This is a genomic window from Sphingomonas palmae, from assembly GCF_900109565.1.
Lineage (GTDB): Bacteria > Pseudomonadota > Alphaproteobacteria > Sphingomonadales > Sphingomonadaceae > Sphingomonas > Sphingomonas palmae.
Map to the genome: position 1 here is coordinate 119108 of NZ_FNZZ01000006.1, position 21463 is coordinate 140570.

The 21463-nt window shown below is 68.3% G+C and carries 23 protein-coding genes; 9 read left to right on the forward strand and 14 right to left on the reverse strand.

The features are described from left to right. Nucleotides 1–4: 4 nt before the first annotated feature. The 5 genes from pstB to BMW51_RS14030 form a co-directional block, all read right to left on the reverse strand. Nucleotides 5–772: a phosphate ABC transporter ATP-binding protein PstB gene (gene pstB / locus BMW51_RS14010; RefSeq protein WP_093007507.1), complete on the reverse strand. Its 768-nt coding sequence runs from the start codon at nt 770–772 to the stop codon at nt 5–7. After that, nucleotides 772–2067 carry a phosphate ABC transporter permease PstA gene (pstA, locus tag BMW51_RS14015; RefSeq protein WP_093007509.1) on the reverse strand — a complete coding sequence of 432 codons (1296 nt, stop codon included), beginning with the start codon at nt 2065–2067 and terminating at the stop codon, nt 772–774. Before pstA ends, pstB begins: the two co-directional genes overlap by 1 nt. Continuing rightward, nucleotides 2060–3436, reverse strand: a complete 1377-nt coding sequence (gene pstC, locus BMW51_RS14020; protein ID WP_093007511.1) for a phosphate ABC transporter permease subunit PstC — start codon at nt 3434–3436, stop codon at nt 2060–2062. Before pstC ends, pstA begins: the two co-directional genes overlap by 8 nt. Further along, a complete protein-coding gene (locus tag BMW51_RS14025; RefSeq protein WP_093007513.1) occupies nt 3436–4488 on the reverse strand; it encodes a substrate-binding domain-containing protein in 1053 nt (350 codons plus the stop codon). The genes pstC and BMW51_RS14025 overlap by 1 nt, the downstream gene beginning before the upstream one ends. A 105-nt stretch (nt 4489–4593) precedes the next feature. Continuing rightward, complete coding sequence (locus tag BMW51_RS14030) at nt 4594–5799, reverse strand: sensor histidine kinase (protein ID WP_093007700.1); 1206 nt, start codon at nt 5797–5799, stop codon at nt 4594–4596. A gap of 163 nt (nt 5800–5962) precedes the next feature. Between BMW51_RS14030 and BMW51_RS14035 the strand changes: the two genes are divergently transcribed. Genes BMW51_RS14035 through BMW51_RS14050 form a run of 4 tightly spaced genes read left to right on the forward strand, consistent with a single transcriptional unit; the run spans nt 5963 to nt 8535 of the window. After that, the gene (locus BMW51_RS14035; protein ID WP_093007515.1) at nt 5963–6373 is read left to right on the forward strand and encodes a hypothetical protein; all 411 of its coding nucleotides are present in this window, start codon (nt 5963–5965) and stop codon (nt 6371–6373) included. A 4-nt stretch (nt 6374–6377) separates the two neighbouring features. Beyond that, nucleotides 6378–6653: an HPr-rel-A system PqqD family peptide chaperone gene (locus BMW51_RS14040; RefSeq protein WP_245708556.1), complete on the forward strand. Its 276-nt coding sequence runs from the start codon at nt 6378–6380 to the stop codon at nt 6651–6653. Then, nucleotides 6650–7504, forward strand: a complete 855-nt coding sequence (locus tag BMW51_RS14045) for an HprK-related kinase A (RefSeq protein ID WP_093007519.1) — start codon at nt 6650–6652, stop codon at nt 7502–7504. The genes BMW51_RS14040 and BMW51_RS14045 overlap by 4 nt, the downstream gene beginning before the upstream one ends. After that, on the forward strand, nt 7489–8535 hold the full coding sequence (locus tag BMW51_RS14050; protein WP_093007521.1) for a nucleotidyltransferase domain-containing protein: 1047 nt from the start codon (nt 7489–7491) through the stop codon (nt 8533–8535). Before BMW51_RS14045 ends, BMW51_RS14050 begins: the two co-directional genes overlap by 16 nt. On the opposite strand, the gene BMW51_RS14055 is transcribed toward BMW51_RS14050, so the two are convergent. Both BMW51_RS14055 and BMW51_RS14060 read right to left on the reverse strand, forming a co-directional pair. Beyond that, the gene (locus BMW51_RS14055; protein WP_093007523.1) at nt 8495–8854 is read right to left on the reverse strand and encodes a VanZ family protein; all 360 of its coding nucleotides are present in this window, start codon (nt 8852–8854) and stop codon (nt 8495–8497) included. The genes BMW51_RS14050 and BMW51_RS14055 overlap by 41 nt on opposite strands. Beyond that, nucleotides 8851–9516, reverse strand: coding sequence for an HAD-IA family hydrolase (locus tag BMW51_RS14060; protein ID WP_093007525.1), 666 nt, complete (start codon nt 9514–9516; stop codon nt 8851–8853). The genes BMW51_RS14055 and BMW51_RS14060 overlap by 4 nt, the downstream gene beginning before the upstream one ends. A 117-nt stretch (nt 9517–9633) precedes the next feature. Here BMW51_RS14060 and glmU point away from each other — a divergent pair, with 117 nt between their 5' ends. Continuing rightward, nucleotides 9634–11016, forward strand: coding sequence for a bifunctional UDP-N-acetylglucosamine diphosphorylase/glucosamine-1-phosphate N-acetyltransferase GlmU (gene glmU, locus BMW51_RS14065; protein ID WP_093007527.1), 1383 nt, complete (start codon nt 9634–9636; stop codon nt 11014–11016). Nucleotides 11017–11131: 115 nt separating this feature from the next. Then, complete coding sequence (gene glmS, locus BMW51_RS14070) at nt 11132–12955, forward strand: glutamine--fructose-6-phosphate transaminase (isomerizing) (RefSeq protein WP_093007529.1); 1824 nt, start codon at nt 11132–11134, stop codon at nt 12953–12955. A 145-nt stretch (nt 12956–13100) separates the two neighbouring features. On the opposite strand, the gene BMW51_RS14075 is transcribed toward glmS, so the two are convergent. The 7 genes from BMW51_RS14075 to BMW51_RS14105 all read right to left on the reverse strand — a co-directional run bounded on the left by BMW51_RS14075 (nt 13101) and on the right by BMW51_RS14105 (nt 17612). Continuing rightward, nucleotides 13101–13835 (reverse strand): sulfite exporter TauE/SafE family protein, encoded by a 735-nt coding sequence (locus tag BMW51_RS14075; RefSeq protein ID WP_093007531.1) that lies wholly within the window; start codon nt 13833–13835, stop codon nt 13101–13103. An 89-nt stretch (nt 13836–13924) separates the two neighbouring features. Beyond that, on the reverse strand, nt 13925–14665 hold the full coding sequence (arsH, locus tag BMW51_RS14080; protein WP_093007533.1) for an arsenical resistance protein ArsH: 741 nt from the start codon (nt 14663–14665) through the stop codon (nt 13925–13927). Continuing rightward, the gene (gene arsN2 / locus BMW51_RS14085; protein WP_093007702.1) at nt 14662–15099 is read right to left on the reverse strand and encodes an arsenic resistance N-acetyltransferase ArsN2; all 438 of its coding nucleotides are present in this window, start codon (nt 15097–15099) and stop codon (nt 14662–14664) included. The genes arsH and arsN2 overlap by 4 nt, the downstream gene beginning before the upstream one ends. After that, entirely contained in the window at nt 15096–16163 is a 1068-nt protein-coding gene (arsB, locus tag BMW51_RS14090) for an ACR3 family arsenite efflux transporter (protein WP_177171688.1), read from the reverse strand. Before arsB ends, arsN2 begins: the two co-directional genes overlap by 4 nt. After that, nucleotides 16163–16588 (reverse strand): arsenate reductase (glutaredoxin), encoded by a 426-nt coding sequence (gene arsC / locus BMW51_RS14095; protein WP_093007535.1) that lies wholly within the window; start codon nt 16586–16588, stop codon nt 16163–16165. Before arsC ends, arsB begins: the two co-directional genes overlap by 1 nt. Nucleotides 16589–16599: 11 nt before the next feature. Further along, nucleotides 16600–16929, reverse strand: a complete 330-nt coding sequence (locus BMW51_RS14100; protein ID WP_093007706.1) for an ArsR/SmtB family transcription factor — start codon at nt 16927–16929, stop codon at nt 16600–16602. Nucleotides 16930–17003: 74 nt separating this feature from the next. Further along, nucleotides 17004–17612 (reverse strand): hypothetical protein, encoded by a 609-nt coding sequence (locus tag BMW51_RS14105; RefSeq protein ID WP_093007537.1) that lies wholly within the window; start codon nt 17610–17612, stop codon nt 17004–17006. Nucleotides 17613–17712: 100 nt separating this feature from the next. On the opposite strand from BMW51_RS14105, the gene BMW51_RS14110 reads away from it, so the two are divergent. The 3 genes from BMW51_RS14110 to BMW51_RS14120 all read left to right on the forward strand — a co-directional run bounded on the left by BMW51_RS14110 (nt 17713) and on the right by BMW51_RS14120 (nt 21455). Then, nucleotides 17713–18210, forward strand: a complete 498-nt coding sequence (locus BMW51_RS14110; RefSeq protein ID WP_093007539.1) for a MerR family transcriptional regulator — start codon at nt 17713–17715, stop codon at nt 18208–18210. A 225-nt stretch (nt 18211–18435) separates the two neighbouring features. Further along, nucleotides 18436–19293, forward strand: coding sequence for a TnsA endonuclease N-terminal domain-containing protein (locus BMW51_RS14115; RefSeq protein WP_093007541.1), 858 nt, complete (start codon nt 18436–18438; stop codon nt 19291–19293). Beyond that, nucleotides 19293–21455 (forward strand): hypothetical protein, encoded by a 2163-nt coding sequence (locus BMW51_RS14120; RefSeq protein WP_093007543.1) that lies wholly within the window; start codon nt 19293–19295, stop codon nt 21453–21455. Before BMW51_RS14115 ends, BMW51_RS14120 begins: the two co-directional genes overlap by 1 nt. Nucleotides 21456–21463 lie beyond the last annotated feature (8 nt).

Here is a 21463-nt window from a genome sequence, read left to right on the forward strand (position 1 = left end):
TCCCTCAGCCGTACCGGCCGGTGATGTAATCCTTGGTCCGTTCCTGCCGAGGATTGGTGAAGATGTCGGAGGTGTCGCCGTATTCGATCAGCTGGCCCAGGTGGAAAAAGGCGGTGCGCTGGCTGACGCGCGCGGCCTGCTGCATGTTGTGCGTGACGATCACGATCGCGTAGCGCCCGCGCAGGTCGTGGATCAGTTCCTCGATCCGCGCGGTGGCAACGGGATCGAGCGCGGAGCAGGGTTCGTCCATCAGGATGACTTCGGGATCGACAGCGATCGCGCGCGCGATGCACAGCCGCTGCTGCTGCCCGCCCGACAGCGCGGTGCCCGGATCGGACAATCGATCCTTCACCTCGTTCCACAATCCCGCACGCGTCAGCGAGCGTTCGACAATGCGGTCGAGTTCGCCCTTCGATTGCGCCAGTCCGTGGATCTTGGGACCGTAGGCGACATTCTCGTAAATCGATTTGGGAAATGGATTGGGCTTCTGAAACACCATGCCGACGCGCGCGCGCAGCTGCACCACATCCATCTCTCGCGCGTAGATATCCTCGCCATCGAGGCGAATGTCGCCCGATACGCGCGCGGTCGGGATGGTGTCGTTCATGCGGTTCAGGCTGCGCAGAAAGGTCGACTTGCCGCAGCCCGACGGACCGATGAACGCGGTGACATCCTCCCGATACACGTCGATCGACACGTCGCGGATCGCGTGGTTGGTGCCGTAGGACACGTCGACGTGGCTGGCGGTCATCTTGGGCGGATTGTTGCTCATCACCAGCGCGTCTCGAAACGGTTGCGAAGAAAGATCGCGACGCCGTTCATCGCGACCAGGAAGACGAGCAGCACCAGGATCGCCGCCGATGTCTTCTCAACGAAGCCGCGGCTGACCTGGTCCGACCACAGGAAGATCTGCACGGGCAGTGCGGTTGCCGAGTCGGTGAACCCGGCAGGCGGCGCGGCGATGAAGGCGCGCATGCCGATCATCAGCAGCGGCGCGGTCTCTCCCAGCGCGCGCGCCATGCCGATGATCGTGCCCGTCAGGATGCCGGGTGCCGCGAGCGGCAGCACGTGGTGCGACACGACCTGGATCGGCGACGCGCCGACCGCCAGTGCGGCATCGCGGATCGACGGCGGCACCGCACGAATCGCGTTTCGCGACGCGATCACGATGACCGGCATCGTCATGAGGGCGAGGGTCAGTCCGCCGACCAACGGCGCCGAACGCGGCAGGTGGAGCGTGCCGAGGAACACCGCCAGTCCCAACAGCCCGAAGACGATCGACGGGACCGCGGCGAGATTGTTGATCGACACTTCGATGAAGTCGGTGGCGCGGTTCCGCGGCGCATATTCCTCCAGGTAGATCGCCGAGAGCACGCCGACCGGGAAGGCAAGCGCGAGCGTGACGACCATCGTCAGCAACGATCCCTTGAGCGCTCCCCAAATCCCCGCACGCGCCGCGTCGGTCGAATCGGCGCCGGTGAAGAAATCCCACGCCGCGCCACAAGACAGATGCGCGCCGAGCTTGGCGACCGATCGCTCGGCAGCGGGGGTGCCGTTGCCCTTGGCGGCGACGTCGATCGCGCTCGCGACGGGAAGCGCGAGCGTGAAGGGGTGGGTGAGCAGCCGCGGGTCGTGCTTGATCGCATCGCGCACGCGCAGCCACGCTCCGTCCGACAGCAGCGCGGCGCCGCCTTCGGCCTCGTAGGCCCGGTTCGCTGCTGCATCGACCGCACGCTCCAGCCCCGCGCCCGCGAGCGCCAGGTCGGCGCCGGGTCCCTTCAGCCGCTCGGGCGAGCGCTCCAGCCTCAGGTCGCGCAGGTCGAGCGGCAGCGTCAGCCGTGTCTCGACGAAGCCCTGATAACCTTGCGCGATCATCACGATCAGCAGGAACGCCAGACATGCAGCCGACACCACCACTGCGCCGAGCCCGAGCAGGCGGAAGCGCCGCTCGGCCGTGTAGCGGCGACGGATGCGTCGCTCCATCGCGTGGCTCCGCCAGTCGGTCGGGCGATGCGGCGCGATCTCGGCCGTGCTGACCGGCGCCTGGGGGACGAGCGTCTCAGTCATACGCCTCGCGGTAGCGTCGCACGACCATCAGCGCGACGACGTTCAGCAGCAGCGTGATGGCGAACAGCGTCAATCCCAGCGCAAAGGCGGCGAGCGTCTTGGCGGAGGCGAACTCGGCTTCGCCGGTCAGCAGGTCGACGATCTGCTTGGTCACGGTGGTGGTGCTGGCAAACGGGTTGAGCGTCAGCGTGGCGGTCCCCGACGCGGCCATGACAACGATCATCGTCTCGCCTACCGCGCGGCTGATTGCGAGCAGCACGCCGCCGATCACGCCCGGCAGTGCGGCGGGCACGAGCACGCGCTTGATCGTCTCGGCGCTGGTCGCCCCCATCGCGAGGCTGCCGTCGCGCATCGCGGAGGGAACGGCCGCGAGCGAGTCGTCCGCCATCGACGACACGAACGGGATGATCATGATCCCCATCACCAGTCCGGCCGCGAGCGCGCTCTCCGACGAGGCAGAAGCGATGCCGAGCGCGCTACCCGCCTCGCGCACGACCGGCGCGACGGTCAGCGCGGCGAAATAGCCATAGACGACCGTCGGTACGCCCGCGAGCACCTCCAGCAGCGGCTTCATCCAGCGGCGCGCGCGGGGGGTGGCGTATTGCGTCAGGTAGATCGCGCTCATCAGCCCCAGCGGCACCGCCACCGCCATCGCGATCACCGCGCCGATGAAGAACGTGCCCCAGAACAGCGGAACGGCGCCGAGTGCTGCGCCGGGATCGCGCGGGTCGATCACGCTCGGGCTCCAGTGCGTGCCGAACAGGAAGTCGGCGACCGGCACGATGCGGAAGAAGCGCGCGCTTTCCACGACCAGACTGAGCACGATCCCGACCGTGGTCGCGATCGCCACCAGCGACGCGGCGAGCAGCAGCCACATGATCAGCCCTTCGGTCCGGCTGCGCGCGGAGAAGCCGGGGCGTACCCGCAGGAACGACCACGCGCCGCCCGCGAACGCGAGCAGCAGCGCCACCACGGTACCGATCGTGTCGAAGCGCGCCTGCGCGGCGGCGTAGGCGGGGGCGAGTGCCTGGCCGAGCGGGGTGAAGGCACCGAAGGCGCGTCCGGCGGCGATCTCGCGCGCCTCCGACAGGATCGCCGCGCGATCGAAGCCGGGCGGGGGCAGCAAGGCAGCGCGCGACGTGGCGAGCACCGCGTCGGTCACGAGCGCAGGGGAGACGAAATACCAGATCAGCAGAAACGTGAGCGCGGGTACCACCGTGCACAAAGCGACATACCAGCCGTGATGCTGCGGCAGCGAGCTGAACCGCTGGCGCGTGACGCGGCGAAAACGGCGCGCGCGGGTGCGCGCGATCACCCAGGCGACGAGTCCCAGAGCGGAGATCAGGAACAGGAGCGTCAGCGGCGACATCAGTCGAGCGTACGCAGGTCGAGCGCGCGATCGTGCATGATCGTGTCGGCGGCGCGCGCACGCACGCTCGCCGCACTGGGGATCAGCCCGCGACGCGTGAGGGCCCCGCCCGGGGCCCAGTTGGCGGCGTAGAGCGCGAGGAAACGGCGCAGCCCCGGTACCGCACGCAGGTGCGATCGCTTGACGTAGACGTATAGCGGTCGCGCACCGGGATAGCGTCCGTCGGCGATCGCCTGATAGGTCGGTGCTACGCCGCTGATCGCGATGCCGCGCACCGCATCGCTGTTCTCTTCAAGGTAACTGTACCCGAAGATGCCGAGCGCATCGGGGTTGGCGCGCAGCTTTTGCACGATCAGATTGTCGTTCTCGCCCGCGTCGATGAACGCGCCGTCGTCGCGCACGCGCAGGCAGCGCGCATCGAATGCCGGTCGGTCACGCTCGCGCATGGTCGCCAACCGCGGGTCGAGCGCTTCGCATCCGCGCGCGAGGATCAGTTCGGCGAAGGCGTCACGCGTTCCGCTCGTCGCGGGCGGGCCGTAGACGCGGATCGGCGTCGCGGGCAGGGCAGGGTCGAGGTCGCGCCAGGTACGGCTGCGGTTCGGTCGTCCGCCGGGGGCGGCGGCGAGCGCGCGGAACAGCAGCGCAGGCGTCAGCTGCATCGGCGGTCTGCGACGTGCCTCGGCAAGCGCGATCCCGTCGATCCCGATCTGCACCTCCATCAGATCGCCCGCGCCGTGGCTGGCGCATTCGTCATATTCTCGGCGCTTCATGCGACGCGATGCGTCAACCAAGTCGGGGTAGGAAGCGCCGATACCGCTGCAGAACAGGCGGATGCCCGCTCCGGTGCCCGTCGACTCGATCACCGGCGGCCGCGCGTCGGGATTGGCGGCGAGGTACTGCTCCGCGACTAGCGTCGTGAACGGGTAAACGGTCGATGAGCCGACGACGCGGATCTGGTCGCGCGCGCCCGCACCGCCGCCGGCCGCCTGATCCACGCAGGCGCCGAGCGCGACCGGCAACACTGCCGCGAGCGCCAGGACGAGACGACGCATCGATTCCCTTAAACAGACAGTCGCGCCCCCGCGGCGCCGACCCGCTCAGGCTCCGTGTGACACTCGCGTTACCGCTTGATGACAGCGCGTCGGACCGGTCGAGGATCAGCGCTCCGCCGCGCGCAGCGTCACCGTCACGCGCGTGCCCGTGCCGACCACGCTGGCGATGTCGAGCCGCCCGCGGTGCCGCTCGACGATGTGCTTGACGATCGCAAGGCCTAGCCCCGTGCCGCCAAGCGAACGGCTGCGCCCGGCGTCGACGCGGTAGAACCGCTCAGTCAGCCGTGGAAGATGCTCCGGCGCGATGCCCTCGCTCTCGTCCTCGATCTGCAGCAGCACTGCGTCGCGCGATCCGGTCTTCAGCGTGACCGTCACCGGTGTCCCGGCACGGCCATATTTCATCGCGTTGCCGATCAGATTGTGAAGCAGTTGCGACAATTGAACGCGGTCGCCCGCAACCGGCGGCACATCCTCGCCGATCCGCAGCACGACGTCCTCGCCGCGCGCGCCGCGGCTGTGGCGCAGCGCCTCGTGCACCTCGATCGCGAGTACCGCGAGATCAACCGTGGTGGACGGCAGCCGAAACTTTTCCGCCTCGATCCGCGACAGGCTCATCAGATCCTCGACGAGTCGTTCCATGCGGGTCGCTTCGTCGAACACGATGCCGAGGAAGCGGCGGCGGATCGCGGGGTCGTCTCCGGCCTCGTCGCTCAACGTCTCGACGTAGCCGAGGATCGAGGACAAGGGTGTGCGCAGTTCGTGGCTGGCGTTGGCGACGAAATCGACGCGCATCCGCTCGGCTGCATGCTGTCCGGTCTGATCGAGCAGGTGGACGATCTGCGTGCCCGGCGCCGTCTCGGTCGCACGCATCTGCCAGCGCCGGTCCTGCGCACCCAGCCCGACGAGTTCGATCGGCGCGTCGCCGCGGTCGGCCGGTGACATCGTCAGGTAATCGCTCGCCGCCGGATGGCGGATCGCGGTGCGCACGTCCTCGCCGATGATATGCTGGCCGAGCAGCAGACGGGCAGGGCCATTCGCGGCGATTACGCGGCCGTCGCGCACCATGACGACGGGATCGAGGATCGCCTCCAGCACCGGCGCGAGTTCCAGCGAGCTCTCACCCTCGCCACCTGCTTCGATGTCGGCAAGGTCGTTGTCGCCGATGCTGCGCGCGATCACGGTCGCGGTCGCCCCGCCGACCAGCGCGATTAGCGCGAGCTGTACGTCGCGCGAATAGGCAAAGACGATCGCCGCGGTGACGACCGCGATCGTGCCGGCAAGCCAGGTGCGGAGCGCGAAGCCTTCGATCACCCGCTGCTGACTAGCCGCTTCGCGGCGCGCGGCAAGAGGCAGGTGGTCGCGGTGCATGCGACATGGTTAACGTGCCCGGATGGCACGCCCGCAAGGTCGCGCTCCTCGCTGTCTTGCCGCCACATTAGTAATGTGGAAGGGCGATGGCGCGTAGAAGAGGCCAATGGACGACGACACTACCTCCCACACCGACGATCAGGCAGGTCGTACGACGCGACGCCGCGCGCTGATGCTCGGTGCGGTCGGTGCCGCCTCGGTGGTGTCGATCAGACCCGCGCTGGCGCAGGCTGCGGGATCGGTGCTGATGTGCGATATCCCGGTGCCCGACGCCGGGCGCGCGGGCGGCTATATCAACAAGGACGGTGAGGTCGTGGCGGCCGGAACCGCGGGCGCCTATGCGCCGCCGGGGCGGCCCTTGAAAGGCGAGGACGTACGCCGTGCGCTCGCCAGTGGATCGAACCTGCCGGGCTACGATTACGATCGCAGCCGTGCCTATCTGAAATACGTGCAGCGACTGCAGCGGGGCAATGCAGGGTTCACCTGCTTCGCCTCGGTCCAGATGCTGCGGAAATAGTCGCTTGTCCGCGACGCGCTACCGCGCGCCGCCCGCCGACGCGCTGCTGATCCACCCGCTGGACGACCTTTACGCACTCTATCATCGTGCGTCGGGTATGACGCACCTGCTCGCCTCACCCGCGCCCGAACTGCTCGAGCTGCTGGCGGAGCGTGCCTTGACCCGCGATGAGTTACTGCGGGCGTTGATCGAGCGTTTCGAAGTCGCGGATGCCGACGCTGACCTGCTCACTGCGCGACTGGAGGAACTGGTCACGGTCGGCTTGGTGCACGTGACGTGAGGCACGTCACATCGATCCGTGTCGGTCCGATCGGCTTTCGGGTCGGCAGCGACTTTGCCGCGCCGATCGCGGCGCTGCGCGAGCTCTATGCCGATTATCCGACGCCCGAGATCGCGCACTTTACCATTCGCCTGCCCGCGACGGCGCCGTGGCGACGGCTCGTTCGTCCGGCGGTGAGGATCGAGGGCGATTACATGCTCCCCGAGACCGCGCCGCTGCCGCTGGCGCACGGGCTGCTCGCGGCCGAGATGGCGATGAACCTGCAGGTCGCACTCGGCCACCGCCGGCACCTGCTGCTGCATGCCTCATGTGTCGAGCGCGACGGGTGCGCGCTGTTGATGACGGGCGAGTCGGGGTCGGGAAAGTCGACGCTCGCGACGCTGCTCGGCACGCGCGGTTGGCGCTTCATGGGCGACGAGTTCGTGCTGATCGATCCGGAGAATGGCGCGGCGCACGCTTTTCCGCGGGCGATCAGCCTCAAGAACCAGGCGATCGGCGTAATCGAGCGCGCGTGCCCGGACGCGCGGTTCGGCCCATTGCTGCTCGGGACACCGAAGGGTGATATCCGGCATCTCGTGCCACCCGCCGACGCGATCGCGCGCATGGACGAGCCGGCGCATCCGGCGCTGCTGCTGTTTCCGACCTTCGGGCTGGCGCGTGAGGTGCGATCGGTCGGCGCGGCGGAGGCGTTCGTCCGCCTGACCCAGGCGTCGACCAACTATACCGCGCTGGGGGAGCGCGGCTTTCGCGCGCTGACCAGACTGGTCGATCAGGTACCGGCGCGCGCGATCGACTATCCCGACAGCGAAGCCGCTATCGAGCAGGTGGAAGAGCTGTGGCGCGGGCTGTGAACTCCGCGCGGCTGCTCGCCCGCCTGCTTGCGGAGCCGGCGCGCGCCACCGAACTGGATGCGGCGGCGTGGAATGCAGTGATCTGCGTCGCCCGTGCCGAGCAGCTGGTCGGTACGCTCGCTTTGCGGCTCGACCATGCCGCGGTGCCGCCGGTCGTCTCAGAAATCCTGCGCGATGCGCGTCAGGACGCGACCGAGCAGCGGCGTGCGGCGCTGTGGGAGGCGGAGATGATGCGTCGCGTGCTGGCGCCGCTCAATATTCCGCTCGTGCTGTTGAAGGGAACCGCGTTCGTTGCGGGCGGGCTGTTGGCGGGGCAGGGGCGCCATATCGGCGACCTCGACCTGCTGGTACGCCGCGACGATCTGTCCACAGTCGAGCAGGCGTTGCTCAGCGCCGGCTGGGACTGGGCCAAGCCAGACGCCTATGACGACGATTATTATCGCCGCTGGATGCACGAGCTGCCGCCGCTGCTCCACCGCGACCGCGACCGGATGATCGACGTTCACCACACGATCCTGCCGCCGACCTCGCGCCCGACCCCCGACGCCGATGCGCTGATCGCGGGGGCGGTGCCGCTGGCGAATGGCCTCAGCATCCTCGCGCCGGCCGACATGGTGATCCACGCCGCGCTTCACCTCTTTGCCGACGGCGACCTGGCCGGCGGGCTACGCAACCTGTGGGACATCGATCGGCTCCTGCGCGAGTTCACGGACGAGGACGGCGATTTCTGGCTCAAGCTGCACGCCCGAGCCGCGGAGCATCAGGCAGTTCCCTTCGTTGCCCGTGCCGTGCGACTGGCCGCGCGCCTGTTCGACACACCGGTGCCTCCGGCATGGCGTAGGGTGCGCCTGGGCGATCACCTGTACGAGCGGCGCTTGCTATCGCGCGACGCCTGGGGGCGAGAGACCCATCCCGCGACGCGGCTGGCGTTCTACGTCCGCTCGCACTGGATCCGGATGCCGCCGCTGCTGCTCGCGCGGCACCTGCTGATCAAGGCGCGACGCCGCGCCGACGCCGCGCGAATGCGATGATCCCCAGCACGACGACGATGATGAACGTATCGGCGATCCAGTCCATGACGTCGCAATCTCGGTGCAGCGCGGGGATCGACTGGAACACCTCGACCAGCGCGCCGAGGAACGACAGCCGCTCACCGATACGCAGCAGCGGCGTCGCGGGATAAGCCAGCGCGTAGAGGATCGTCAGCGTCCCGAAGGCGGTCATGTGCTGGTACTTGTCGTTGATGTCGCCGACACTGGGCGGGTGCGGCAACAGCGCCATCGTGACGGCGAACAGCGTCGCCGCGATGAGCAAAATGCGCCAGACAAGAGGCGCGCGCAGAAAGGTCATAGCCGCTCCAGCATGGCGACGAGTTGGTCGTAATGATCGATCACGCCGTCCGCGCCCAGCCGGTCGACGCCTTCGAGCGTGAACCCGCCGCGATAGACCAGCGCCGGGATGCCGGCGGCGTGCGCCGCCGAAACGTCGTAGATCGAGTCGCCGACGAACGCCGCACGCCCTCCACCGCAGCCTTCGATCATCGTCCGGATCGGCTCTGGTGAAGGCTTGGCCATGCCGTTGCCCAGCGTGTCGCCGCCGATGATCGCGGCGAAGCGATGCGCGAGACCGAGCTGACCGAGCAGCGGACGGGTGAACCGCTCCAGCTTGTTGGTGACGATCCCGAGCGTGACGCCGCGTTCAGCGAGCGCGTCGAGCGCTTCGACGACACCCGGATACGAAGTGGAGTCGACGCAGATATTGGCGGCATAATAGTCGAGCAGCGCGTCGTGCAGCCGATCGAGCTCGTCCGGGTCGTATCCACCGGTCGCATCGAGCGCCTGCGCCAGCATGCGGCGCGCGCCGCCGCCGACCATCGTGATGATCCGGGCCACCGGCAGGGTCGGGCGTCCCGCGGCGCCGAGCGCGTGGTTGACCGCCGCGGCAAGATCGCGCGAGGTGTCGACCAGCGTGCCGTCGAGGTCGAACCCGACGATGGAAGGAAGAGAGGTCATCGCCGCGGCCGTGCCCGCGCCCGCTCGCCAAGGCAAGCGGGCTCGCCTGCGATGACTCCTTACGATGGCGTCGGCAGCCGCTGGCAATTGATCGCGCACGGTGGCAGGGCGCACGCCATGAGCCAGCCGCCTCTCGCCTCAACGCCGCTTGCCGTCGTCATCCTTGCCGCGGGCAAGGGCACGCGCATGAAGTCCGACCTCCACAAGGTGCTTCACCCGCTCGCGGGCAAGCCGATGCTGCTGCACCTGATCGATACCGTCCAGCAGCTGACGCCGGAGCGGACGGTGGTCGTCGTCGGCGCGGGACGCGAGCAGGTCGAGGCAGCGGTAGCCCCACGCGGTGCGGCCACCGCGCAGCAGATTGAGCAGCTCGGCACCGGACACGCGGTCGCGCAGGCGGAAACGGCGCTGAACGGGTTCGATGGCGACGTGCTGATCCTCTACGGTGACGTGCCGCTGGTCGGCGCAGCGACAATGCAGCGGATGCTCGAGCGATTGCACGGCGCGGACGCGCCCGCGGCCGTGGTGCTAGGGTTTCGCCCCGCCGATGCCGCCGCTTACGGCCGCGTCCTCACCGAGGCGGGTAGCGACCGGATCGCCCGCATGGTCGAATTTAAGGACGCGAACGCGGCCGAGCGTGCCGAAACCTTGTGCAATTCCGGGCTGATGGCCGTCGCCTCGCGCGACCTGTTCGCGCTGCTCGCGCGGGTCGGCAACGACAATGCCGCGGGCGAATATTACCTCCCAGACATCGTCATGCTGGCACGCGAGGACGGCCGCATCACTGCGGTGATCGAGACGAGCGAGGCCGAGGTCGCTGGCGTCAACAGCCGCGCCGAACTGGCATCGGTCGAGGCGGCGTGGCAGGTCGCGCGTCGTGCCCGCGCGATGGCGGACGGCGCGACGCTGATCGCGCCCGAAACGGTGTGGTTCGCGCACGACACGGTGCTTGGGCGCGACGTGGTGGTCGAGCCGAACGTCTTCTTCGGCCCCGGCGTAAGCGTCGCGGACGGCGCGACGATCCGCGCCTTCTGCCATCTGGAGGGCGCGCAGATCGGGTCAGGCGTCGAGGTCGGCCCCTACGCGCGGCTCCGCCCCGGCGCGGTGCTGGAGGAGGGTGCCAAGGTCGGCAACTTCGTCGAGGTGAAGAAAACGCGGCTCGCGCGCGGCGCCAAGGCCAACCACCTGACCTATCTCGGCGACGCCGAGGTTGGCGCGGGCGCGAACGTCGGCGCGGGCACGATCACGTGCAACTACGACGGCTTCTTCAAATACAAGACGGTGATCGGCGAGGGTGCGTTCATCGGCTCCAACTCGGCGCTGGTCGCCCCCGTGACGGTCGGCGACGGTGCGATCGTCGCGGCAGGCTCGGTACTGACCCGCGACGTGGAGGCGGGCGCTCTGGCACTCGTGCGACCCGAGCAGGTCAGCAAGCCGGACTGGGCGACTCGCTTTCGCGAGAAGATGCGCGCGCGCAAGGCTGCTCGCGCACGCACGTGACGGCATGTTCACGCGGCGGCAAGCGGGCGGTTGCGTGATCATGCTATCGGTGACTAGGTCGTGACCGCGACCACCGGGCAGCAGCCGCGCCCGGCATTTCAATGGGGTAGAGTATATGTGTGGCATCGTCGGCATCGTGGGGCGGGACGACGTGGCGGACCGGCTGCTCGACGGATTGAAGCGGCTGGAATATCGCGGCTACGATTCGGCCGGCATCGCGACCGACCATGACGGCGCGATCGAGCGCCGGCGCGCCTCGGGCAAGCTGGTCAATCTGGCGCGCGAACTCGCCGAGCATCCGCTGCCCGGCCAGACCGGCATCGCGCACACGCGCTGGGCGACGCACGGCGGCCCGACGACCAACAACGCGCACCCGCACGCGACCGACGAGGTTGCCGTCGTCCACAACGGAATCATCGAGAACTTCAAGCCGCTGCGCGAGGAGCTGATCGCGCGCGGCCGGGTCTTTACCAGCGAAACCGATACCGAGGTCGTCGCGCACCTGGTCAGCGAGCAGGTCGAGGCCGGGCTCGACCCGCAGAGCGCCGTCCGCGCCGTTCTACCGCGGCTGCACGGCGCCTTCGCACTCGCGATCCTGTTCCGCCGCCACCCCGACTTGCTGATCGGCGCTCGGCTCGGCTCGCCGCTGGTCGTCGGGCACGGCAACGGCGAGACCTATCTCGGCTCCGACGCGCTGGCGCTCGCCCCGCTGACGCAGCGGATCGCGTATCTGGAAGAGGGCGACTGGGTCATCTGCACGCGCGAGGGCGCGCAGGTGTTCGATCGCGACAACAATGCGGTCGAGCGCGCCGTCACGATCTCGGGCGTGACCGGTGAGCTGATCTCCAAGGGCAATCACCGCCACTACATGCTCAAGGAGATCTACGAGCAGCCGATCGTCGTTGCGCAGACGCTGCGCTCGTACCTGCAGCGCATGGACGAGACGATCACGTTGCCGATCCCCGAGTTCGAGCTGTCGGGGATCAAGCGCGTCACCATCGTCGCGTGCGGCACCAGCTTCTACGCCGGAATGGTTGCCAAATACTGGTTCGAGCAGTTCGCGCGCGTGCCGGTCGACTTGGATGTCGCGAGCGAGTTCCGCTACCGCGCGCCGGTCATGGAGGCGGGTGGCCTCGCCCTGTTCATCAGCCAGTCGGGCGAGACCGCCGACACGCTGGCAGCGCTGCGTCACGCGCGCAGCGAGGGGCAGACGATTGCGGTCGTCTGCAACGTGCCGACCAGCTCGATGGCGCGCGAGGCCGACCTGCTGTTGCCGACCCACGCCGGGCCCGAAATCGGTGTGGCCTCGACCAAGGCGTTCACCTGCCAGCTGGCGGTGCTCGCTGCACTCGCCGCCAATCTGGCGCGCGCGAAGGGGCAGCTTAAGCCTGGCGAGGAGCGTCAGATCGTCCGCCACCTGGGCGAGGCACCGGCCGCGATCAACGCCGCGCTCGCCTATGACGAGGCGATCGAGGCGATGGCGGGCGTCGTCGCTACGGCGCGCGACGTGCTCTACCTGGGCCGCGGCACCGATTACCCGCTCGCGCTTGAGGGGGCGTTGAAGCTCAAGGAAATCAGCTACATCCACGCCGAAGGTTATGCCGCGGGTGAGATGAAGCATGGGCCGATCGCGTTGATCGACGACGCCGTACCTGTCGTCGTGATCGCGCCGTCGGGCCCGCTGTTCGACAAGACCGTCAGCAACATGCAGGAAGTACAGGCACGCGGCGGGCGCGTAGTGCTGATCAGCGACTATGACGGCATCCAGGCGGCGGGCGAGGGCTGCGTCGCGACGATCACCATGCCCAAGGTTCACCCGCTGATCGCACCGCTGGTCTACGCGGTGCCGATCCAGCTGCTCGCCTACCACGTCGCGGTCGCCAAGGGCACCGACGTCGATCAACCGCGCAATTTGGCGAAGAGCGTCACCGTCGAGTGAGTTAGAAGCGGGTTGCCGGGAACGTGTAAGCGAACAATCAATTTTTCCGAGTGACAATGGAAACCTCCGGCAGCGCGTTGCTGCAACAATGAAGACTTCCATTGTGCGAGGCTGGCCCAGGATGTCCCGAAGATGATCGCATCTGTCAGTAGACGCCGATCATCTTGGCCCCGGCTATGACGAGAACGGCTGCCAGCGCCCTGGTGATGATCTTGGTCGACAGCTTGATCCCTGCGGTCGTACCGATGGCGGCGCCGGCGAGCGCCGCGATGGCGTAGATCGGCAGCGAAGGCGGTAGGCTGCCGAGCGCAGCGAGGTTCCCCGCGATGCCCGCGATCGAGTTCACGAGGATGAAGACCGCGGCGACACCCGAGGCGGGACGTGCGGTCGACCAGCCGAGGAAGAGCAGCAGCGGCGAGAGGAAGATCCCGCCCCCTGTGCCGGTGAGGCCTGACAGCAGGCCGATGGCGGCGCCCGCGGGAATGGCGGCGACCAGAGGCGGGTCCCGCGTTTCGTCGACCGCCTTCAGCCCCGTGGGCCAGAGCAGTCGCGCCGCGGAGAGCCATAGCACCACGCCGACCAGCGGCCGATAGACGTGTCCCGGCAGGACGATCATCCCGCCCACGAACGCCATGGGGATCGCGCCGATGAGGAAGGGCCACAACGTGCGCCAGCGAAATAGGCCCGCGTGGACGAAGCGTCCGGACGTGAACGTCGCCACGATCACGTTCAGGACCAATGCGGTCGGCCGCATGACGGCGGCGGGGATGCCGAAAAGCGCCATCAGGGCGATGTATGCGGACGCACCGGCATGACCGACGCTCGAATAGAGAGCGGCACCGAGGAAGATGCACAGCGGTAGGAGCCATTCGGTCGTCATCCGACGATCCGCCGTGACTCGGCCCGGTCAGTCAACACGATTCGGTTGGGGGATTGTTCGCGGCGGAACGCGACGAAGTTCAATCCCGGTCACCTGCCTCCGATCGCTACAGCTGAGTGATCCTCCGTCGCGCGGACTCCCGCCGTCTTCCGTTCGGAATATCGATCAACCAGCTGATCGGTATGCGGCCTGAGGAGGATGGTGAAGCGGACCAGCTCCTCCATCACGTCGACGATGCGGTCGTAGTAGCTGGACGGCCGCATTCGGTCGTCGTCGCCGAACTCCTTGTAGGCCATGGCGACCGACGACTGATTGGGGATGGTGAACATCCGCATCCAGCGGCCGAGCAGACGGAGCGTATTCACGCTATTGAAGGACTGCGATCCGGCCGAAACCTGCATGACCGCGAGCGTCCTGCCCTGCGTCGGTCGCATGCCGCCTATCGATAGCGGCAGGTGGTCGATCTGCGCCTTCATCACGCCGGTGATCTGGCCGTGGCGCTCAGGGCTGCACCATACGTGACCCTCGCTCCACATCGACAGGTCACGCAGTTCGCGGACGGCCGGATGGTCGTCGCCGGCGACCTGGTCGGGCAGCGGCAGGTCGGACGGATCGAAGATGCGCGTCTCGGCCCCGAAGAGCTGGAGCAGCCGGGCGGCCTCCTCCACGCAGAGGCGGGAGAAGGAGCGTTCGCGTAGCGAGCCGTAGAGCAGCAGGATGCGCGGCGGCGACTGGTCGTCTGCCAAGCCAATGGCGGGCCGGCGGATCACGAAGGCGGGATCGAGGGCCGGCAGGACGTCGGCGTCCCGCAGGTGACGGAGGCGGCTCATGCGATATCCTTGACGAGGTAGATGGCGCTGGACGGGCAGAGCGAGGTGAATTGGCTGGTGTATGCGATCGCCTGCGGCGCGGTGCCGCGCTCGGCATCGACGAAACCGAGGCTACGGAAGAAGGGCGCCGCGCCCGTGGTGAGCAGGTGCAGCCGCTTGACCGCGCCGTCGCATACCCGCCCGAGGCGGCGGACGAGTTCGCGACCGTGACCGTGGCCCCGATGCCGGCGCATGACGACGAGTGAGCGAAGCAGGCGGTCGGGCCCGTTCCCCTCGAGACCGATGTAGCCGACTGGGCCATGCCCGTCCGACAGGCGGAAGAAAAGGCGGTCGGGGCCGTCGAGATCGTCGGTCGGGAGACCGGCCATCTCCAGTTGGAGGCGCATGACGTCGTATTCGCCACGCGGGACGTCGGTGAAGGTGAGGTCGGTCATGCGCGCGCCCCGGACTCGTACCATCCGCGGGTCCGCTTCACGATTGACACCACGGAGAGCATCACGGGAACCTCGACCAGCACGCCCACGACGGTCGCCAGCGCCGCGCCGGACTTCAGGCCGAACAGCGATATGGCGGCCGCGACCGCAAGCTCGAAGAAGTTCGACGCGCCGATGAGCGCGGCGGGCGCCGCCACGCACCACGCCACTCCCACCCGCTTCGACAGCCAATATGCGATGCCGGCGTTGAGATAGACCTGGATGAGGATCGGCACGGCGATGAGCGCGATGACCGCCGGCTGCCGGATGATCTGCTCGCCCTGGAAGCCGAACAGCAGGACCAGCGTGGCGAGCAGCGCGACGAGCGACACCGGTCCCAGCGCCGCCAGCAGCCGGTCGAGCGCGGGCTGGCCGCCCGAGGCGAGCAGCGCCCGGCGGACGATGTGGGCGACGATGACTGGCACGACGATGTAGAGTGCGACCGACAGCAGCAGCGTGTCCCACGGCACCGTCACCGAGGCGACGCCTAGGAGCAGCGCCACCAGCGGCGCGAAGAGGAAGACCATCAGGACGTCGTTCAGCGCGACCTGGCTCAGCGTATAGGTCGGCTCGCCGTCGCACAGGTTCGACCAGACGAAGACCATTGCGGTGCACGGCGCGGCGGCCAGCAGGATCAGCCCGGCGATATAGGACGGGATCTCGCCCGCGGGCAGCAGCGGCGCGAACAGCCAGCCGAGGAAGAAGGTGCCGAGCGCCGCCATGGAGAACGGCTTCACCGCCCAGTTGACGAACAGCGTGACGCCGACACCCTTCCAATGCTGTTGGACGGAGCCGAGCGAGCCGAAGTCGATCTTGAGCAGCATGGGGACGATCATCAACCAGATCAGTCCGGCCACGACGAGGTTGACGCGGGCCACCTCTGCCGACGCGATCGCCGCGAAGGCGCCGGGGAGGAGGTGGCCGAGGCCGATCCCCGCAGCGATGCAGAGCGCCACCCAGATCGAGAGATAGCGCTCGAAGGTGCCGATGCCGGGACGCCGCGCCTCCGCTGCCATCGTCGCCATCAGCGCACCCGCTCGCCGGCGTCGTCGACTACCTGCTCGCCGTCCTCCTTGGCGAAGGCGCCGCGCTGCGCATCGGGCAGGATGTCGAGCACCGTCTCGGATGGGCGGCACAGGCGCACGCCGAGCGGAGTCACGACCAGCGGACGGTTGATCAGGACCGGGTGATCCATCATCGCGTCGATCAGCCCCTCGTCACTGACCGCCTCGTCGTCGAGACCGAGCTCGGCATAGGGCGTGCCCTTTTCGCGAAGCAGCTGTCGCGGCGTCAGCCCTGCGCGCTCGATGAGCTGGATCAGCAAAGGGCGCGACGGCGGCGTCTTCAGGTATTCGATCACGTGCGGCTCGATGCCGGCGTTGCGGATCATCGCGAGGGTGTTGCGGGAAGTGCCGCATGCGGGATTGTGGTAGATGATGACGTCGGCCACGGCGCGGTCCTTCAGCAGCAGGTGAGTTCGGCGAGCAGCGGCTCGCACAGTTCGGCGCGGCCCTGACAGCAGTCCTTGGCGAGGAAGGTCATGAGCTCGCGGAGGGTGTCGATGCCGGCGCGCTGGACCTGATGGCGCCCCTGCTTCTCGGCGGTGACGAGCCCGGCCTTCGCCATGACCGCGAGATGCGTCGAGAAGGTGCTCTGCGACAGGTTCGCCGCCTCGGCGAGTCGACCGGTGGTCAAGCCGTCGGGCTCGTTGCGCACCAGGAGGCGGAATGCCGAAAGACGGGTCGGGTGCGAGAGCGCGGCCAGAGCGGCCAGGGCTGATGCTTCATCCATGCATCGGAAATAGCCGATGCGAACGTCGTTCGTCAACGATGCATCGGTATTAGACGATGGGTTGAGCTTGCGGGCTATGCCGCCAGGCGCGAGCGCTCGGCGAGGCGTGCACGCACGACGGGGCTGGTCGGCCCGGCGCCCCAGCGGCCCGGCACGCTCGCGAGTTCTAGGTGGGACCCGTCGCGCACGACGGTCAGGCAGGCGTTGCCGAAGTCGACGACCTGCGCGCGGGACAGGGTGAAGGCGACGCCGTGGCGCACGGCGGTGGCCGGCATGGTGACGACGATCCCGTCGCTGGCGGTGTCGACCGAGTAGCCTCGGGCGTCGCTCCAGCTGCGGCCGTGGAAGGCGTCGATGATCGCGTTGGCGAAGTCCCAGCCGATCAGGCGATCGGCGAAGAGGCCGCCGGCATCGACGTGAAGTTCGAGTCCGTCCTCGTCATGGCTGACGAAGAGGCGGGTGGCGACGGGCGCGATCCGCGCGGCGGAGGGTGCGCTGAAGCCGAAGTGCCGCCGTGCGTAGTCGCGTGGATCGATGCGTGCGAGGTCGACGCCGTAGTCGAGGAGGCCAGCGGCGAGATCGCGCGCGCTTGCGTTGGCCTCGCGGCCGTTCCAGCCCTTGGTCTGCATGATCTCGTAGGCGGCCTTGCCGATCCAGGACGCCTCGGTGATTGCCTTGCCCATGATGATCTCCGTCGTTCGGCGGCAGCCAGTTTTCCCCTGGACCACCCTCAATCGACGGACTGCGCTTTGACGCAGGCGGCTTCCGTCCTATCTTGAAGGGGTGAACATCGGTCAGGCAGCGAAGGCCAGCGGCCTCTCGGAGCGGATGATCCGCTACTTCGAGAAGCAGGGCCTCATCCCGGAGCCCGCGCGTAGCGAGGGTGGCTACCGCGCCTATGGCGACGCCGACGTGAAGCGGATGCGGACGATCGCGCTCGCCCAGGACGTTGGCTTCTCCACCAACGTCATCGCGCAGCTCCTGACGATGATGGACCGGGCGGGCGACGGCGATCACGCGGCCGAGGACGAGGCGCTCGCCGAGTTCGAGCGCAAGACCGAGGCTCTGCGCGAGCTTAGAGGTCGCATCGACGGGATGCTCGATCGCGCGCGGGCAAGGATGGCCGATGCCGATGCCGAGACCGACATCGACTGGCGCGCGCCCTCGCCCGACAAGCCGCGGGGACTCAGGATCGAGAGGGTCAATCCCGAACGCCCACCATCGGCTCGGGAGACGCCGCGGCGCGACTCCCGGCAGCGGGACTTGACGTCCGTCGATTAGGCCCAACATTGAACCTTGACACGTTGTCAAGGTTTATGTGAGGGTGTGCCGATGTCCTTCGAAGCGAGATCGATGTGCGAGCCACCATCGCTGGTTCGCTTCGCGGTGGCGATACGCGGCTGAGCGTTCGCCCGGTCCGGCGTCGAACCGGACCTTAACGCCCGACAGGCGATGCACGACTGAGCGCGATTCGCGCCGCGTCGCCGGATTCGAAGGTCGTCAGTAATGGCAAAGAGGAAGCGCACGCAGACGCGTGCCGTGTTGGAGAACCGTCAGCGGCAGGGTCGTGGTCGCGGCGAGGGTGCGGCCTACAGGCCCTGGCTTTTCGTCCACGACGTCGCGTCGCGGGGCCGCTCGAGCAGGATCCCGAGCGCCGGACGCGTCATGCACACGCTGTCGGACTGGGAGACCGCGGCGCTGCGCGACTTCCAGTGGGATCCGGCCGTCATCGAGGTGAAGGAGCAGGTGCCGCTGATCCTGGAGGACACGCTCCGGATCGCGGCCGAGATGAAGGTGCGTCATCCGGCGGACGGACGACCGCGCGAGCCCATCCCGCTGTCGACGGACTTTCTGGTGAAGCGTCTGGTCGACGGCCGTGTCGAACAGGCCGCATATGCGGTGAAGGAGAGTTCGGCGATCGACATGCCGGCGGTCCCGACCCGAGGAAAGCTCGTATCGATCCGCCGCACCCGGCAGAAGCTCGAGATCGAGCGCCGCTACTGGCTGGAGCGCGGCGTGTCCTGGGACCTCCTGACCGAGGACCGGCTGTCCAAGGTCCGCAAGGGCAACATCGAATTCGTCCTCCGGGTGAGGCCCGATCCCGAACGGCCCGACGGGCACTGGCAGCGAGCGATGCTCGCCGTCCATGCGGCGATCGCTGACGGTGGCCCGCGTACGCTCGATCAGCTCGCCCGCGCGTTGGACGCGGCTGGGACGCTCGACCGCCGCGACTTTCCGACCGCCGTCCGGTTGCTGTGCGCGAAGCACGCGTTGGCGTTCGACATGGATCGGCAGTTCACTCTGTCTCGGCCTGCCTCGGACTTCGTCGTCGCGCCGACGATCCGACCGGATGAGGCGGCGTGATGCTGCACGCGCGGGACGTCATCCGGTTCGGGGACGGCGGCGAGACCGTCGACCAGCGCGTCGTATGGTGCCACGGGGGCGAGGTCGTGCTCTTCGACCTGTCGTCGTCGCGGACGCGGCTGGCGCGGCGGCCGCGCGCCGAGGTCATGGCCCAGCTCGACGACGGATCGGCCCGCCTTCTCCTGGAGCACGGATACGACCTGCACCCCAATCCCGCACGGCTGACGAAGGCGCAGAAGGACCGCCGCGATAGGCTGATGCGCATCATCGGTCCGCTGCTGGACCGGGCGCCGATGATCTTCGACGACGCGGTGCGGGGCCGCGCGGTTGCCGATATCGAGCGAGCGCTGCAGGCTTGCGCCGACCCGGAGGAGCGCAAGGCGTTCGCGTCGGCCAAGACCGTGCACGATGCGCTCGACCGCTACTGGCGGCGGGGCATGTCGGCCAACGCGCTGACCCCGTCGTTCGGGAATTGCGGGAAGGGGAAGCGGACGCCCGGCGAGGCGAAGCTGGGCGCGCCGCCCGCGGAGGGGATGAAGCGCGGCGTGAACGTGACGCCGGCGATCGAGGACATCTTCGATACCGGGCTCCGCCGCTACTACGTCTCGGACCGAGCCGCGCGCAGGAAGGTCAGCCTGAAGGCGGCCTACGACCTGATGGTCACCGACTTCTTCCTCGACACGGTCGTCGATCCGGTGACGGGCAGGACCGAGTATCCGCCGAAGGCCGAGTGGGCGGTGACCGGCTACCCGACCTTCCGCCAGTTCCGGTTCTGGTATGACAAGCGCCCGGACCTGCTGCAGATCCGGCGCAAGCGCGAGGGCGGCTCGCGCTACGACAAGGACATGCGCGGCATCGTCGGGACGGCGGTGGCGGGGCTGATGGGGGCGGGGAGCCGCTTCGAGATCGACTCCACCCCGATCGACGTCGGCTGCGTGTCCGAGATCGACCGGACGGTGCCTGTCGGCCGACCCACCTTCTACCAGGTGACCGACGTGCTGACGAAGCTGATCTGCGGCATCTACGTCGGCTTCGAGAACGCGTCCTGGATGGCGGCCGGCCTCGCCGTGCGGAACGTAGTCGAGGACAAGGTTGCCTTCTGCGCCGGATACGGCGTGTCCATCGACGCGGGCGAGTGGCCGTGTTCCGGTGTCCAGCCCGCGCGATACATGGCCGACCGGGGCGAATGGGAGGGATTCGACGCGACCGCCTTTGCCGAGAAGTCGTCGGTCGTCGTCGAGGTGGCCTCCCCCTATCGGGGTGACCAGAAGGGGTCGACCGAGAAGAAGTTCGACCAGTTCCACCGGCTGCTGCGCACGCAGCTGGACGGCATGATCGAGAAGAAGGTGCAGGAGCGAGGCGATCGCGACTACCGCCGCGATGCGATCTTGACGCTGGCGGAGGTGACCGCCTGCGTCATCGAGGTCGCGATCTTCCTCAACAACAGCAACAAGCTGGTCGACTATCCGCGCACCCGCGAGATGATTGCCGACCGGGTCAGGGCTGTGCCGCGGGAGCTCTGGAACTGGTCGGTCGATCGAGGGATGGACGAACTGGTCCGCGCCTCGGTCGACCAGGTCGAGTTCTCCATGCTTCCCGTCGGACGCGCGACGGTGACGTCGATGGGCTATCGCTATCGCGATCTCTACTACCGCCCGGCGGAGCGCGAGCAGTGGCAGGTGTTCGACCGCGCCCGTCAGGACGGGGTGTCGCACGTCGACGTCTCCTACGATCCGCTGCGGACGACGCGCGTCTGGCTGCACGACGGCACGGCTCAGGGTGGGCGCGTCGCGCTCGATCTGACCGACCGTTCGATCGCCTATGCCGATGTATCGTTCGAGGAGGCGCGTGCCCTTCGGCGTGACGACGCCGTCGACACCGCGAACAACAAGCCGGCGTTCCATGCCGGGCTCGCGCGCGCCGCTCGCGCCATGAAGTCTATCAACGACGCGGCCAACGCCGAGCGTCCGGGTCCCCTGACCGCAGGGCAGGCGCAGGGCGGCAAGGCGAACCGGATCGAGGAGCGCGAGCGCGAGCGTGCCCGTCGACGGGGGTTGCAGCCCGCCAGCGACGTGGTGCCGGTCGGGCAGGCGATCGCCGGCGACAAGGGCAAGCCCGCCACTACGGACCGGCAGAATCGCCAGTCCGACTTCCTGAACTGATCCCGAGG

Excerpts from the sequence above, each read along its gene's own strand:
- pstB (WP_093007507.1), bottom strand. The coding sequence starts at position 772 with ATGAGCAACAATCCGCCCAAGATGACCGCCAGCCACGTCGACGTGTCC.
- arsH (WP_093007533.1), bottom strand. The coding sequence starts at position 14,665 with ATGAGCCGCCTCCGTCACCTGCGGGACGCCGACGTCCTGCCGGCCCTC.
- BMW51_RS14060 (WP_093007525.1), bottom strand. The coding sequence starts at position 9,516 with ATGACCTCTCTTCCTTCCATCGTCGGGTTCGACCTCGACGGCACGCTG.
- glmS (WP_093007529.1), top strand. The coding sequence starts at position 11,132 with ATGTGTGGCATCGTCGGCATCGTGGGGCGGGACGACGTGGCGGACCGG.
- pstA (WP_093007509.1), bottom strand. The coding sequence starts at position 2,067 with ATGACTGAGACGCTCGTCCCCCAGGCGCCGGTCAGCACGGCCGAGATC.
- glmU (WP_093007527.1), top strand. The coding sequence starts at position 9,634 with ATGAGCCAGCCGCCTCTCGCCTCAACGCCGCTTGCCGTCGTCATCCTT.
- BMW51_RS14025 (WP_093007513.1), bottom strand. The coding sequence starts at position 4,488 with ATGCGTCGTCTCGTCCTGGCGCTCGCGGCAGTGTTGCCGGTCGCGCTC.
- BMW51_RS14105 (WP_093007537.1), bottom strand. The coding sequence starts at position 17,612 with ATGGGCAAGGCAATCACCGAGGCGTCCTGGATCGGCAAGGCCGCCTAC.
- BMW51_RS14055 (WP_093007523.1), bottom strand. The coding sequence starts at position 8,854 with ATGACCTTTCTGCGCGCGCCTCTTGTCTGGCGCATTTTGCTCATCGCG.
- BMW51_RS14120 (WP_093007543.1), top strand. The coding sequence starts at position 19,293 with ATGCTGCACGCGCGGGACGTCATCCGGTTCGGGGACGGCGGCGAGACC.
- arsN2 (WP_093007702.1), bottom strand. The coding sequence starts at position 15,099 with ATGACCGACCTCACCTTCACCGACGTCCCGCGTGGCGAATACGACGTC.
- BMW51_RS14035 (WP_093007515.1), top strand. The coding sequence starts at position 5,963 with ATGGACGACGACACTACCTCCCACACCGACGATCAGGCAGGTCGTACG.
- arsB (WP_177171688.1), bottom strand. The coding sequence starts at position 16,163 with ATGGCGACGATGGCAGCGGAGGCGCGGCGTCCCGGCATCGGCACCTTC.
- BMW51_RS14100 (WP_093007706.1), bottom strand. The coding sequence starts at position 16,929 with ATGGATGAAGCATCAGCCCTGGCCGCTCTGGCCGCGCTCTCGCACCCG.
- pstC (WP_093007511.1), bottom strand. The coding sequence starts at position 3,436 with ATGTCGCCGCTGACGCTCCTGTTCCTGATCTCCGCTCTGGGACTCGTC.
- BMW51_RS14115 (WP_093007541.1), top strand. The coding sequence starts at position 18,436 with ATGGCAAAGAGGAAGCGCACGCAGACGCGTGCCGTGTTGGAGAACCGT.
- BMW51_RS14075 (WP_093007531.1), bottom strand. The coding sequence starts at position 13,835 with ATGACGACCGAATGGCTCCTACCGCTGTGCATCTTCCTCGGTGCCGCT.